This window comes from Vibrio sp. QJM3NY_27 (genome assembly GCF_057785955.1).
The window spans coordinates 1,975,319-1,989,448 of record NZ_CM173511.1 but is presented as its reverse complement, the minus strand read 5'-3'; the positions used below and the strand labels follow the sequence as shown (position 1 = coordinate 1,989,448).

The 14,130-nt window shown below is 43.5% G+C and carries 10 protein-coding genes; 4 read left to right on the top strand and 6 right to left on the bottom strand.

What is annotated here, in order from left to right:
- Nucleotides 1-8 precede the first annotated feature (8 nt).
- Nucleotides 9-1,457 (top strand): decarboxylating NADP(+)-dependent phosphogluconate dehydrogenase, encoded by a 1,449-nt coding sequence (gene gnd / locus AC3CIA_RS08960; RefSeq protein WP_004733587.1) that lies wholly within the window; start codon nt 9-11, stop codon nt 1,455-1,457.
- A 135-nt stretch (nt 1,458-1,592) separates the two neighbouring features.
- On the opposite strand, the gene AC3CIA_RS08955 is transcribed toward gnd, so the two are convergent.
- Nucleotides 1,593-2,753: an HD-GYP domain-containing protein gene (locus tag AC3CIA_RS08955; protein WP_488517981.1), complete on the bottom strand. Its 1,161-nt coding sequence runs from the start codon at nt 2,751-2,753 to the stop codon at nt 1,593-1,595.
- A 425-nt stretch (nt 2,754-3,178) separates the two neighbouring features.
- Between AC3CIA_RS08955 and AC3CIA_RS08950 the strand changes: the two genes are divergently transcribed.
- A complete protein-coding gene (locus AC3CIA_RS08950; RefSeq protein WP_054547682.1) occupies nt 3,179-3,592 on the top strand; it encodes a VF530 family protein in 414 nt (137 codons plus the stop codon).
- Nucleotides 3,593-4,160: 568 nt separating this feature from the next.
- On the opposite strand, the gene AC3CIA_RS08945 is transcribed toward AC3CIA_RS08950, so the two are convergent.
- From AC3CIA_RS08945 to AC3CIA_RS08930, 4 genes are all read right to left on the bottom strand, one after another.
- Nucleotides 4,161-4,919 (bottom strand): sulfite exporter TauE/SafE family protein, encoded by a 759-nt coding sequence (locus AC3CIA_RS08945; protein WP_171308698.1) that lies wholly within the window; start codon nt 4,917-4,919, stop codon nt 4,161-4,163.
- A gap of 192 nt (nt 4,920-5,111) precedes the next feature.
- Nucleotides 5,112-6,632 (bottom strand): tripartite tricarboxylate transporter permease, encoded by a 1,521-nt coding sequence (locus tag AC3CIA_RS08940; protein ID WP_004733593.1) that lies wholly within the window; start codon nt 6,630-6,632, stop codon nt 5,112-5,114.
- 10 nt (nt 6,633-6,642) lie between these two features.
- Nucleotides 6,643-7,143 carry a tripartite tricarboxylate transporter TctB family protein gene (locus AC3CIA_RS08935; RefSeq protein WP_171308697.1) on the bottom strand — a complete coding sequence of 167 codons (501 nt, stop codon included), beginning with the start codon at nt 7,141-7,143 and terminating at the stop codon, nt 6,643-6,645.
- 245 nt (nt 7,144-7,388) lie between these two features.
- Nucleotides 7,389-8,360 (bottom strand): tripartite tricarboxylate transporter substrate binding protein, encoded by a 972-nt coding sequence (locus AC3CIA_RS08930; protein WP_017076146.1) that lies wholly within the window; start codon nt 8,358-8,360, stop codon nt 7,389-7,391.
- A 450-nt stretch (nt 8,361-8,810) separates the two neighbouring features.
- Here AC3CIA_RS08930 and AC3CIA_RS08925 point away from each other — a divergent pair, with 450 nt between their 5' ends.
- Nucleotides 8,811-11,981, top strand: a complete 3,171-nt coding sequence (locus AC3CIA_RS08925; protein WP_488517980.1) for an HD domain-containing phosphohydrolase — start codon at nt 8,811-8,813, stop codon at nt 11,979-11,981.
- A gap of 31 nt (nt 11,982-12,012) precedes the next feature.
- Here the strand turns inward: AC3CIA_RS08925 and AC3CIA_RS08920 are convergent, their stop codons facing one another.
- Nucleotides 12,013-12,777 carry an AraC family transcriptional regulator gene (locus AC3CIA_RS08920; RefSeq protein ID WP_488517979.1) on the bottom strand — a complete coding sequence of 255 codons (765 nt, stop codon included), beginning with the start codon at nt 12,775-12,777 and terminating at the stop codon, nt 12,013-12,015.
- 98 nt (nt 12,778-12,875) lie between these two features.
- Between AC3CIA_RS08920 and AC3CIA_RS08915 the strand changes: the two genes are divergently transcribed.
- Entirely contained in the window at nt 12,876-13,997 is a 1,122-nt protein-coding gene (locus AC3CIA_RS08915; RefSeq protein WP_488517978.1) for a multidrug effflux MFS transporter, read from the top strand.
- Nucleotides 13,998-14,130 lie beyond the last annotated feature (133 nt).

Here is a 14,130-nt window from a genome sequence, read left to right as displayed (position 1 = left end):
ATAAAATAATGAAAGGTGATATCGGTGTAATTGGCCTAGCAGTAATGGGTCAGAACCTTATCCTAAACATGAACGACCACGGCTTCAAAGTTGTGGCTCACAACCGTACTGCTGCTAAAGTAGACGAGTTCCTAGAAGGCCCAGCTAAGGGTACTAACATTGTTGGTGCTTACTCTCTAGAAGAGCTAGTTGAGAAGCTAGAAGCGCCACGTAAAGTGATGCTTATGGTTCGTGCTGGTGACGTTGTAGATACGTTCATCGACAAGCTTGTACCACTTCTAGACAAAGGCGACATCATCATTGATGGTGGTAACACTAACTTCCCAGACACTAACCGTCGTGTTGCTGCTCTTCGTGAGAAAGGCATCCACTTCATCGGTACGGGCGTTTCTGGTGGTGAAGAAGGCGCTCGTTTCGGTCCTTCTATCATGCCAGGCGGTTCTCCTGAAGCTTGGGAAGCGGTTAAGCCTATTTTCCAAGGTATCTCTGCGAAAACTGACGCGGGTGAGCCTTGTTGTGATTGGGTTGGTAACGACGGTGCTGGTCACTTCGTTAAGATGGTTCACAATGGCATCGAATACGGTGACATGCAGCTTATCACTGAAGCATACCAGTTCATGAAAGATGGCCTAGGTATGAACCACGACGAAATGCAGGCTGTATTTGCTGACTGGAACAAAACTGAGCTAGACAGCTACCTAGTAGAAATCACTGCTGACATCCTTGGCTACAAAGATGAAGACGGTGAAGCGCTAGTTGAGAAGATCCTAGACACTGCTGGCCAAAAAGGTACAGGCAAATGGACAGGTATCAACGCACTAGACATGGGGATCCCACTGACTCTAATCACTGAGTCTGTATTCTCTCGTTGCCTGTCTGCACTTAAAGACCAACGTGTTGAAGCTGAGAAACTGTTCGGCAAGACTGTTGCTCCAGTTGAAGGCGACAAGCAAGAGTGGGTTGATGCAATCCGTCAGGCTCTACTTGCTTCTAAGATCATCTCTTACGCTCAAGGTTTCATGCTAATGCGTGAAGCGTCGAACGAAAACGGCTGGGATCTAAACTACGGTAACGTTGCACTTATGTGGCGTGGCGGTTGTATCATCCGCTCTGCATTCTTAGGCAACATTCGTGATGCTTATGAAGCGAACCCAGAGATCGCATTCCTAGGTTCAGATGCATACTTCAAAGGCATCCTAGACAACTGCATGGGCGCTTGGCGTAAAGTTGCAGCTAAGTCTATGGAATCAGGTATCCCAATGCCATGTATGACTTCTGCACTAACGTTCCTAGACGGCTACACAACAGCTCGTCTTCCAGCGAACCTTCTACAAGCTCAACGTGACTACTTCGGTGCTCACACTTACGAGCGTACTGACCGTCCACGTGGTGAATTCTTCCACACAAACTGGACTGGTACAGGCGGCGACACTGCTTCTACAACTTACGACGTATAATCGTTAGTTAGAATCAGTAGAGAACAAATTTGTTCTTTCAGCTGCAAACTAGAAAACAAAAGGATGCCTCAGTGGCATCCTTTTTTGTTGGTTTACGTTCTCTTACTTAGGCTTGAATAACAAAGAAGCCATAGTTTAAGCTGTCATTAAGTGCGGCTGAGCATCGTCATTGTATTGCTCCCGAATTGCCATAAAGCCGTCTAGGTTCTGTTTAAGAGCCACAACACACTCTGGGTCGAACATTGAACCGTTCTGCATTTCAATGTATTCCATCACTTCATCGAGTGTCCACGCGTGCTTATAAGCTCTTTTGCTCATCAGCGCATCGAATACATCGGCTAATGTCACTATTCGAGCTTCGAGTGGTATCGCTGTGTTACTCAAAGCATCTGGTAATCCAGAGCCATCAAACCGTTCATGATGGTGGCGCACAATATTCTTAATGAATTGAATCTCTTCACTGCACATCGAGCTGTGGTGGGAAAGGGCAACCACGTCATCAATCATCTCTTCGCCATACAAGGTGTGATTGTTCATGATGTTTCTTTCTTCTTCGTTGAAATGCGCGCTACTGAATAGCACCTTATCTGGAATTCGATACTTTCCTATGTCGTGAAAGGGCGCATACAACCGGATTCGATGAATGAATTGGTGGGTGATTTCTCTTTTGGTGTGCGACAGAGTGCGAGCAATTTTTTCACTGTATTTACCCATGCGAATGAGGTGTTCTTTGGTTTCTGGATCTCGAGCATGACCCATGTTTAAAGCTATCGCTAAAGAGGATTGAAAGTGACGTTGGCGCTCAAACCACTGAACGAAAAGGCTAGAGATGACTTGAGTGAGATAGGCGATATCACACTGAATAGTTTGGTTAGCAAAAAATCCTGTTGATGAAGCATTGATAAATACAAACCCAAGATTACTTTCTTGATGATGAATCGGTGTTGTATAACTACTTTGATGACCGAGATCGAGCAGGTGAGATATTTGTTTGGTTGAGCTAATGGTGGTGAGGTCGTTGATGATCCGGGTATCTAAAGACTCAGCCATGCGCGACAAAGCCGATTCTGGCGTAAGTTCTTGCTCAACGTAACGATGTTCGGCTTCTTGGCACAGAGTGTCCGAAACAAAGTAATTCGACGCTCTATTTTCGTTGCATAGCACAACCGAGAGCCTAGACAGAATGGGGTAATGTTCGCGAGCTAGCCGAAAGAGATCATCAACGATGGCGATAATGTCTTTATCTTGGGCGGCTACTCTGCTGATTTTTGAGTAGTCAAACATGGTCAAAGCCAACCTTTATTTATAATTATATCATTGTTTAATATCGTTATTTGTAGGTTTCTATACCACTTCTAACATAGCATCGTGCTGTTAATTAGCAATACTGCGTTCTAATAAATTTATAATTCATTACTTAAATTATGGATATTTCATGCTTCTATCATGGTTTTTGTTAACTTGAACGAATTTGGTCGAAATCTAAGAGAGGCAATAATCGGGAGTACATGGCGGTATTGCACGCGACATTAGGATAGTAAGTGACCATTTTAAAATTAAATTGAAAGATAAATAGGATAACGAGCATGCTTTATGCCATCATAAAGGCATAGATAAGGGCAATGGATGTAATGCCCAAATGATTGAGCTAGATATGGTCAGTGATGACGGTGTTCTAGAGTATATTCAAGGCCGTGAGCTGCCTTGGAAAAGGTAAAGATATGACTGAAGACGAAAGAATCGAACTGCAACAAAACAACCCACTGCACGGCTTAAAGCTAGATACTATGATCACTGAATTAGTGGATCATTACGGTTGGGAAATTTTGGATGCAGCAATGCGCATGAACTGCTTTAACACTAAGCCAACGGTGGCAAGTGCTGTTAAATATCTGAAGAAGACTGAATGGGCTCGTGAGAAGGTTGAAAACTTCTACCTTTACCGTTTCAAGCGTATGCCTAAAGCATCTGATATTGAATACCAAATGCCTCCGCGTTCACGTACGTTCCGCCATGGGTTAGAACCTCGTGAGCCAATGGAATTGACGGTTGAATCGATTCTAGCATCACAAGCTAAAGCAGCGTCTGCATTTAAAGAGCGCCGTGGCGGTAACGGTCGTAACTTTCGTCGCTAGTAATAGGGCGTCGTTAATAGAAAGGCGTCGTTAGCTTTAACGTCTTTATGTAAAGACGTAAGTTGAGCATCGTAAGATAGCCAAAGCCTTGACTGCAAAATACAAAAGGAGCCCAAGCGCTCCTTTTTTAGTGCGTGTCGCTTTAGTCGTTCGTCTTAAGCTTCGCGGTTCTTTCTTTGATTCTTCCAAAGGTCAACGACATAGACAATGGCGCTGATCAGTAAGAATAACGCTGACACAGAAAACAGAGCGGGCATTTTTAGGATCCACGCAAATGTGGCAGCAAGAAAAGCGACAAAGCAAATGAGTCGACTTGATGACATGACCGAGTTTAATGTTCATAACGCCTCCTAATGAAGTCTCACTTTCGACAGGAGAATTATCCCACCTTTGGTAAAATAAAGGCTAAAAAACAGTCTAAATTGTTATCAAATTTGCTAATTGAAGGACTCGCCTCACATATTTCACCTTGGCTATTTTATGAGCAATAAAATAGCGAAATAGGTATTGAGAGAGTGGAGTCTTTTCGGTCTGTCTTTCATGTTGAAAGCCTTATTGAACTGAACGTCTAGTTAGCATAGAAAAAGTAAGCGGTGATCAAAAAGCTAGCGATGATCACTGTGGTACGAACATATTGTTGTGGGATACGGCGAGAGATTTTTGCTGAATAATAACCACCAACCAATGTACCAAATAATACAGCCATGCCAGACGGCCAATCAATCGAACCATTCACAACAAAGAACACGATTGCCGCGAGTGATGCACACGCAGACACCAACAATTTGATGCCATTCATTACATTAATGTTGGTGTAACCAGCCAGAGCTAAGTAACTCAACGTTACTATCCCCAAACCTGCATTAAAATAACCACCATAAATACACACGATCAAAAGTAATACAGCTGAAAAGAATACCCCTGCGCTGGTGGCGTGTTTGTGTTTAGCCGTAACTTTTTTGAGCCATTTATTAAGCGTTCCGCCAAAGGTGAATAGAAGTGCTGCAAAAAGTAGTAACCAAGGAACGGATTGAGTAAATAGGGCTTCTGGTGTGTGCAATAGTAAAAACGCACCAATACCTCCACCAATTACACACAAACCAATGGTCAGTTTTAGCTGCTTAGTACCAGATTGAATTTCGTGGCGTAGAGCGTAGGCTCCGCTCATGTAGCCAGCGCATGAAGCAAAGGTATTGGTCGCGTTGGCCGCTATTGGTGGAACACCAGCAAATAATAGAGCGGGGAAGGTGATGAAGCTGCCGCCGCCCGCAATTGAGTTAAGCACACCGCCAATCACCCCTGATAAGAATAGAATCAACCAATCCATAGTTTTAGAATCCAATACGTTAACTAGCTGGTTACCTTACTTGAATTTGTTATGAATATCAGCGCCGAGTGTGTTGTAAAGGTAGGTTTGTGAGTTTGCTACCATCTTTAATCGCTAGTTCTAATTGAGGTCCTAAATGAAAAAAGGAGCCAATGGCTCCTTTCGTTGAGGTTTCGTTGAATTGGTAGAGTTTTACACTTCTACTGGCTTCGATTTAAAGCTTCTAAATAGTTTTACTAAGATTGGGCTAGATAGTACCAGCACAGCTAGAATAGTGAACGTCATCGTGATTGGTCGTTCCCATAGGAAGCTCAGCTCGCCATCGCTGATCATCAATGCACGTCGTAGGTTCTCTTCCATTAATCCACCAAGGATAAAACCTAGGAGTAATGGGGCAAGTGGGAAGTTAGCCAACCTCAGCGCAATCGCAACCATCGCAACAATGAGCATTACAAAAACATCCATCGTGTTGAAAGACACCAAGTACACGCCTGTGATTGAGAAGAAGATAATCATTGGCAGTAGTACCGTTCTTGGTACCGCGAGCAGTTTAGAGATGTAAGGGATTAAAGGCAGATTCAAGATAACCAGTACGATGTTACCAAAGTACATCGAGATAATTACTGACCAAAATACATCTGGGTGTTCAACAAACAAGCGAGGGCCCGGCTGAATACCGTAAGCGATTAGGGCGCCAAGCATGATTGCCGTAGTACCAGAGCCAGGAATACCGAGCGTCAGTAGCGGAACGAATGAACCACTTGAAGCTGCGTTGTTTGCTGATTCAGGAGCAACAAGACCACGAATACTGCCTTTACCAAACTCTTTCTGTTTGTCTTTTGGCGCAAGACTACGTTCCATACCGTAACTTAAGAACGCAGCGATAGTCGCACCAGCACCGGGTAGAACACCCGTAAAGAAGCCGAGAATTGAAGAGCGAATCGAAACAGGTGCTACTTCTTTGAACTCTTCTTTGGTGATTTTCATGCTACCAATATCAGCCATCTTTTGGCTTTCTTCGCCGCTAGTGTCTTTCTCTGGTTTCAAAATACCCATTAAAGTCTCACCTAAAGCGAAGGTTGCCATTGCAAGAAGTAAGAAGCTAAAGCCATCCATCAGGTCTGTTAGACCAAACGTGAAACGCTCAACACCAACGCCTTTGTCGATACCAACAGTAGATAGCATCAAACCAAGAATGGTCATCATCCATGCCTTGATCACCTGACCTGGGCCCGCAAACGCCGCTACTGCCGATAAACCTAAGAGCATCAATGCGAAGTAGTCTGAAGACTGGAAGCTCAATGAGACGCTTGCTAAAGCCGGAGCCGCAATCAAAAGCATTATTGCCGAAAGCGTGCCGCCAGTGAAAGAAGAGTAAGCCGCGAGTGCCAACGCTTTACCAGCTTGGCCTTTTTGTGCCATCGGGTAGCCATCGAATGCGGTTACTACCGTTGAAGAACAACCCGGAGCGTTGATTAAGATTGATGACGTCGAGCCACCAAATACAGCGCCGTAGTACACACCAGCCATCAAGATTAGGCCAGAAGAAGGATCTAGGCCGTATGTAATCGGGATCATCAACGCGATTGCTGAAATTGGACCGAGTCCCGGTAGCATCCCAATAAAGGTACCAACAAAACAGCCAACAATTACCATCATGATGTTCATTGGCATCACGGCGGTCGAAAGTCCTTGTAAAATTCCGTCTAACATAATGTTATCCCTACCAAAGAGTGAAGATTAAACCAGGCTCTAGGTAGATATCTAAGCCTTGAGTTAATAAAAGAAAGAACGCGATAACGAAAGGAAACGACGCGCCAAATAAGACAGCTTTGCGGCGCTCACCCAGTAGGTAAAAGCCTGCAAGTAAGAAGAAGCTGGTTGCTAAAACAAAGCCAAGATAAGTCAGCCCAACACCGTACAGAGCCATTAACACCAAGAAGCCAACAAGTAGTTTCCAGTTCAGCGGCGTAGTGTCGCATGTGACTTTTTTATCCGGCTGTCCGGTTATAAGCAGGATCAACGAAAGGCCAATGCCGATAAACGTTAGCAGGATAGGTAAGGTTCTTGCTGTGAAGGGTTCGTACTCGTCACCGGGGAACAAAGGAATCAGCGTGGTTTGGTAGCCATAGCATAAACATGCAAGCATAAAGAGCATGGCTCCGATGCGATCCTTCGAAAGCAAAGATTCCTTACTCAGAAATTTGGTTGGTAAGTCCGACATATCCAACTCCATTTGGGGTGGTATAAAAAATAAAAAAGCCGTACATGAGCGAGTCAATGAAATGTCTGGGATCACTAACCAAAGGTAAGCGAATTACGGTACTGGTTTATCAGCCACTTGCGTTTACAACGAATCGGCAAGCGTGAGTAATACGTCTACGAATAAACAAAGGAGTTTGAAGTTAACTCATGTACGGCGAAACAAGGAAAGAGTAAGAGGGCACATAGGCCCTCTATGGTTGTTAGTTATTTCAAGAAACCAAGCTCACGCATTAGGTCGCCCATCTGTTTTTCTTGATCTTCTAGGAAGGCGTAAAAATCTTTGTCAGCTTTGTAGTTGTCGATCCAACCGTTACGGTCACGAACCACTTGCCACTCATCGGTTTTGTACATTTTGCCAAGCGCTACATTCCATTCATCGATCTTCGCTTGGCTTGTGCCCGGTGCTGCAAAGAAACCACGCCAGTTAGCGAATACGGTTTCGTTGCCGTACTCAGTCAGTGTTGGGATGTTAGGTGCAGCGTCAAGACGCTTTGGTGCCGTTACAGCAAGCACTTTCACTTGGCCAGATTTAGACATCTCTAGCACTTCACCAAGGCCAGTAGAAAGAAGCTGTGTTTCGCCAGACAGTAGCGCTGCCATTGCTTTGCCGCCTGCATCGTAGGCGATGTAACGTACTTTCTTAGCGTCGAAACCTTCGCCTTTGAACGCCGCTGCTACCACAAGGTGATCCATACTGCCACGAGCTGAACCACCTGCGATTTTCACTTTACGTGGGTTGGTTTCGAACTCTTTTACTACATCTTCCCAAGTGTCGTACTTCGAATCAGCAGACGCCACGATTGCACCGTAGTCGGCAATAGTTGCTGCAACTGGTGTTAGGTCTCGGAAAGATTGTGGGAAGATACCTGTTAGTGAGCGGACAACGATAGGTGTTGAGTTCACCATCAACGTGTCTTCTTGGCGTTGAGCTGTTTCGATTAGGTGTGCAATGGCTTTACCGCCGCCGCCACCAGACAAGTTTTGGAAAGAGACATTTTCAACGATGTCTGATTTCACTAATACATCACCCGTACCACGAGCCGTCATATCCCAACCGCCGCCAGCACCGCCAGGGATTAGGAAGTGGATTTTCTCTAGGTCCGCAGCAAAAGTGTTGAAAGAAAAGGTAGCTGCGATGATAGAAGCCGCAAGAGTAGGTTTCAGTGCCTTGAACATGGTTCACGTTCCTTATGTAGGGGATCTCTTCAATGGAGAGAAACTTATGTTTTATATCCAGCTGCTAAACACACGAGTAGAGCATTGCTTAGCAGATGAGGTTAAAGTTAACGATGTGTTAACGAATTGTCTTTAATGCGGCGATATTGAGGATAAAGAACATTGGGTGAATAAAGTTCATAAAGTTCACGGAGGCGTGGCTATAGGACTCTTCCAGCAATAATAACTAGGTTTTTCTTGAGGTTATGTGAACAATTTTTTTGACTGCTGGTCGCTTTATACTGCTGTGTATCATTAAAGAGGGTACTTATTGCGACACAAAGAGTGATATGGAGAGGCGCTCTTTAATATATAGAATAATATGTTGCTAGGTGTGCAGTGCTACTGTAATAATATGATTATAGCTGGCACGTTACATTTCTGAGCTAGTGGTTATTCAAGGATCGAATAATGACAGACAAAAAAATTTCGTTACGATTTACTGTTGGAGGAATGTTTTTACTCGCGACATTTCTTACCGCTGTTGTTGCGGTTTCACTGCAATATTACTTCAGTAAAAAAATGGCGACTGAGAATACCCTATCAAAGTTGACGATGGTGTCCCAAGAGCTGAGTAACTATATCGGCGCGGTTGATTCTGACGCAGCCAATACCGCGCGTTTACTTTCTTCAGTGAAACGTTCTATAAGTAACAAAATATCTAAAGAAGAGTCGCGTACTATTCTTTCAGAAGCAATTAAAGATAACCCTCTCTTTTATAGTATTTACATTGGCTCGTCTAATGAAAACTTCTTCCAAATTATTAATCTAGAATCTGCCCCTGTCGTTAGAGAAAAAATCGGTGCACAACAAACGGACCGTTGGGTTGTGGTTGAGATTCATAATATAGGGGAGGAGCGCGTCCGTACGACGAAATATTTTGACCAAGAGTTTACGCTAAGAAACTCAACTACGGAGCAGAGCAACTACCTTCCAACGACCAGGCCTTGGTATGTTTCTGCTAATGTTCAGTCGGTCGAAAAAACTCAGCCATATCTTTTCCAGCATTTACAAATTACCGGGCAAACTTATTCTTTAGCGTTTGATTCAAAAATAGAATCTGAAGTTCAACATGTGATTGGTATTGATATTGTGTTGTCTTCTTTGGCTAGCAAACTATCAAGTGCGGCGCTTGGCTTAGCAGAAGACAGTAAGGTGGAGTCTTTCTTATATTCGAAATCGGGTAATATTATTGCGTCTAACCTCAAGGTTAACAATCAGGAATCGGAGTTTGATGTACCAACATTGATGCTATCGTCTGAGCAGCAAGCCTTGGTTAACGATACCCCTCCGCTGTTAGTGTCTAATCAAAATGATTGGGGGCCGATGGACTTTTCAGTGGCGGGAAAACCAAACGGCTATGCGATAGACCTTCTTAAAATGATTGGTGAGATGACAGGGATCAAGTTTGAATTTGTTAATGGTTTCTCTTGGGGCGAGCTTGTCAGTAAGTTTCAAGAAGGAAGTATTGATGGCCTGCAATCGGTTCAAAATTATAAAAATAATGGTATAGATGGCCTATACACGACTCCAATTTATGAATTGCCATTTTCTATCGTGACAAGGGTCGGCGCGAAGGTTGTCACTAATTATACCGAGCTTGAGGGTAAAAAAGTTGCCATTTTATCTGGGTGGTCAATTATTCCTAAGTTGAGAGAGGATTTTCCGAACATTGATTTAGTTGAATTTGAAAACCTAGAGTCTGCATTTAATTCAATTGAAAGCGAAGAGAACTTTGCTTTCTTAGAAGCAGAACCCGTACTCTCGTTTGCATTAGATAGGTTTTTCCAGCCAGGCCTTATTGTCAATGGGACTCTAGAAGATCTAAAACAGAACTACTCAAACCAATTCCATTTGGTGCTGCAGAGCAAGCATAAACAATTGCTTCCAATCATTGATCAAGCTATCAGCAAGTTAAGTGGTGAACAACTTGATGCCTTAGCGAAAAAGTGGCTGCATGATACCGGCTTTAATACGAATACGACGGTTCCTTATACTGAACTTTATGATTTGACTAAGGAAGCAACGGTTGAAGGCTGTATGGTAAGGGTAGAGTTGAATGGCGAGATCAAACATCTCTATTTAAAGAAAATAGACACGGGCGAACACTACTCTGAGTATTTTGCGGTATTGATTCCCGAATCTGAAGTCTTCAGTACAGTCAATAAACGTCTAGCAACCTCTGTTGGTGTAACGGTGTTACTGATGAGTTTGACGTTGCCTATTGCTTGGGCTTTTGGGGCGCCGATAGTGCATCCAATTCGCCAATTAGAGGAAGAGACTCATAAGGTTAAGCTGCGTGATTATGACAACGTGACAATTCTTGATACTCGAATCAAAGAAGTGTGGGAATTATCTGTTGCCGTAAAAGATATGGCTATGGAGATTAAACGACATGAACAGATGCAAGAGGCGTTTGTTGAGTCGTTTATCAAGCTCATCGCTCAAGCGATCGATGATAAGTCCGCTTATACGGCAGGGCATTGTAATCGTGTACCAGAACTCGGCTTGATGTTGGCTGACGCGGCTGAACAATCACAATCTGAGCACTTCAAAGACTTTGAGTTTAAAAATGATGACGAACGCCGTGAGTTTAGAATTGCGGCTTGGCTTCATGATTGTGGCAAGATCACGACACCGGAACACATCGTCGATAAAGGTACGAAGCTAGAAGCGAACTACAACCGAATCCACGAGGTGAGAACTCGTTTTGAAGTACTTTGGCGTGATGCGGAAATCACTGCTTTGAGAAAACAACTTGAAGGTACTCTATCAACGCAACTGATAGCCGATGAGCTTGCGGCAACGAAACAGCAGCTACAAGATGACTTTGCCTTTATCGCTACGTCGAACGTTGGTGGTGAGTTCATGAGTGACGACAAAGTTGCTCGTATTCGTTCGATAGCTGAGACGACTTGGATGCGTAATTTTGATGACCAACTTGGTCTATCACCGATAGAAGCCTTGAATCGAGAATCGAGTTCAAGCTTGCCAGCGACAGAGCTGCTGTTAAGTGATAAGCCTGAACATATAGTGAAAAGAGATAGGCCGTTAGAGTTCGACCCGAAATATCAAATCAAAATGGATGTGCCGGAGCACCTATACAACTTAGGCGAAGTCTACAATCTGAGCATTGCACGTGGCACGTTAACTGCTGAAGACCGATTCAAGATAAATGAGCATATGCTTGGCACGATTAAGATGCTTGAGAACCTGCCATTCCCGAAAGAACTAAGCCGTGTTCCTCGCTATGCTTCGACGCACCATGAAACACTCAAAGGCACAGGATATCCAAGGAAGTTGACTGGCGACGATCTTTCAATTCCAGAACGTATTCTGGTGATCTCCGATATTTTTGAGGCATTAACCGCTGCGGATAGGCCGTATAAGAAAGCGAAGCCGATTAGTGTTGCTGTCGATATCATGTACAAAATGGCGTTGGACGAGCATCTCGATATAGAACTGTTTAGGTTGTTCCTAACTAGCGGGACACATATCCGTTATGCCGAAACGTATTTAAAACCGGAACAGATCGATCATATAGACCTATCAAAATATGTAGTTGAAGGCGTCGCTGCTTAACTTTGCCAGAAAGCATGAATGGCTGTTGACCTCACTTCATGTAGTGAGTTGGGGTTTCTCCGGTGTGTTGCTTAAAGAAATGAATAAACGCACTGTCACTGGAGAACTCTAACTCGTGGGCAACCACAGAGACACTCTTTTTTTCTGACAATTGCTCAATGGCACTTAACAGCCTCCATTGTTGACGCCAAGCTTGGTAAGGCATCCCCGTTTCTTTGATGAATAATCGGCTAACGGTCTTGCTGCTTGCTCCAATATGCTTGGCCATTTCATTGAGTGGTTGAGGTAACTGTGTTCCTAGTTTTACTTTTTCTAACCACAACGCTAATCGTTTATCTTTGGGTAAAGGTAGCGTTAGCTCGTTCCTTTCTGCGTAAGAAAGTTCTTCGCAACACAACGCCAATGTGTTTTGTTGCTCTTCACTAGGTTTATCCCAATCCCAAAAAGCCATTCGTTCGATCAACTCCTTTAGTAGTGGTGTGACGTTAAGAATACTTAACTCTTCAGGCAAGTTTTTAATGTGAAGAGGATCAAAATAAAGCGAACGATAGGCCACGACATTGTTCATGGTTGCACAATGCTCAATTCCTGCGGGTATCCACGCAACTTTGGTGGGCGGCAACACACAATGCATTCCGTCGAGGGTAATACTGATGCAACCATGTGGTGCAAATAACAATTGTGCACGGTTGTGTGTATGCATACCAGAATCGTGCCTGCCGACTTGGGCGGCAATGCCGACAAAGGGATAGGGCATTCCATCAACATAAAAAGGTGTGTTGTCATCGATTAACATTATTTGTCCTTATTTTGATATTTGTTGTTCTACTGTTGATATTTGAACATAAATGAAATCCATATACTTCTCTTATTCCAGTTTTAGAAGAGAATAATATGAATAAAAAACCCCATATGGGACTGATCATCGTTCTGCTGATGTTCCCCCAAATTGTTGAAACTATCTACAGCCCAGTATTGCCGCACTTAGTTGATTATTTTGGTGTATCAATGGCAAGCGCTAGTCAAACCTTGTCGATTTACTTTATTTCTTTTGCTATGGGTGTTGTTTTTTGGGGACGAGTTTCTGATCTTATTGGCCGAAGAAAAGCGATGTTGTGTGGTTTGTTTACTTATGGCGTTGGTTGCCTTTTAGCCATCACGGCAACTCAATTTGATATGGTCATGATTGCGCGGGTTGTTTCAGCTTTTGGGGCGGCGGTAGGCTCAGTTATTGGTCAAACAATATTGCGAGATAGCTATGAAGGCAAAGAGCTAGGGAAAGTGTTTTCGCTAGCAATTGTTGCAGTATCAATCAGCCCTGTTGTTGGTTTAATGTCAGGAGGATTGATTGCTGAATATTTTGGACACTTAGTGGTGTTCAGTTTATTGCTTGTCATGGCTTTTATATTGCTGATCGTATCGGCCTTTTCCTTACCCGAAACGAAACCTGCTGATACTAAAACAGTCAGCTTTATTGGTATTTTCACGGTAATGCTAAAAGATAGAGATATTTGGAAAAGTGCGATTCTTGTGGCTTGCTTTAATGTCATGATGTTTAGCTATTATTCTTTAGCGCCATTTATGTTCAGCCAGTTTGGCTTAAGTTCCATTGAATTTGGTTACAGTGGCGTGATATTAGCGGCAGCATCTGTTTTAGGAAGCTCGATGAATAAACGATTGCTAGTAAAAGAATGGGGTTCCCAACGACTCATTCAGATCGCGGTGTTAATCAGCTTTATTGGGGCTATTCAGGTGTACTTTTACCAAGACAACCTTTGGTTTCTATTAGGAATGGCTGCTGTGGTTGTAGGGTTTGGTATGGCAAGTCCTAATATATTTAGTACGGCGTTGGTCAATTATAAGCACCAAGCAGGCACGGCCGGGGCGGTTCTAGGATTGTTGTATTACTGTTTAATTGGTGGGGGACTAGGGCTTGCTGGTGAGATTGGTAACTTAGGGGTAGTGCTAATAGGAATGTCGTTATTGGCAAGTATCATGTTGATGTCTCGTGATTAACCTATTTTGAGAGTGTTAATCTTGTGAATAATAAAGAGAGGCGATCATTGCTTCTCTTTTTTTGGTCTAAATAGCTGATGGGTAGAAATGAATACTATCTCTAAAAGTTGACTGTCAGTTGTCGACACATTGT

Excerpts from the sequence above, each read along its gene's own strand:
- gnd (WP_004733587.1), top strand. The coding sequence starts at position 9 with ATGAAAGGTGATATCGGTGTAATTGGCCTAGCAGTAATGGGTCAGAAC.
- AC3CIA_RS08950 (WP_054547682.1), top strand. The coding sequence starts at position 3,179 with ATGACTGAAGACGAAAGAATCGAACTGCAACAAAACAACCCACTGCAC.
- AC3CIA_RS08945 (WP_171308698.1), bottom strand. The coding sequence starts at position 4,919 with ATGGATTGGTTGATTCTATTCTTATCAGGGGTGATTGGCGGTGTGCTT.
- AC3CIA_RS08940 (WP_004733593.1), bottom strand. The coding sequence starts at position 6,632 with ATGTTAGACGGAATTTTACAAGGACTTTCGACCGCCGTGATGCCAATG.
- AC3CIA_RS08935 (WP_171308697.1), bottom strand. The coding sequence starts at position 7,143 with ATGTCGGACTTACCAACCAAATTTCTGAGTAAGGAATCTTTGCTTTCG.
- AC3CIA_RS08930 (WP_017076146.1), bottom strand. The coding sequence starts at position 8,360 with ATGTTCAAGGCACTGAAACCTACTCTTGCGGCTTCTATCATCGCAGCT.
- AC3CIA_RS08925 (WP_488517980.1), top strand. The coding sequence starts at position 8,811 with ATGACAGACAAAAAAATTTCGTTACGATTTACTGTTGGAGGAATGTTT.
- AC3CIA_RS08920 (WP_488517979.1), bottom strand. The coding sequence starts at position 12,777 with ATGTTAATCGATGACAACACACCTTTTTATGTTGATGGAATGCCCTAT.
- AC3CIA_RS08915 (WP_488517978.1), top strand. The coding sequence starts at position 12,876 with ATGAATAAAAAACCCCATATGGGACTGATCATCGTTCTGCTGATGTTC.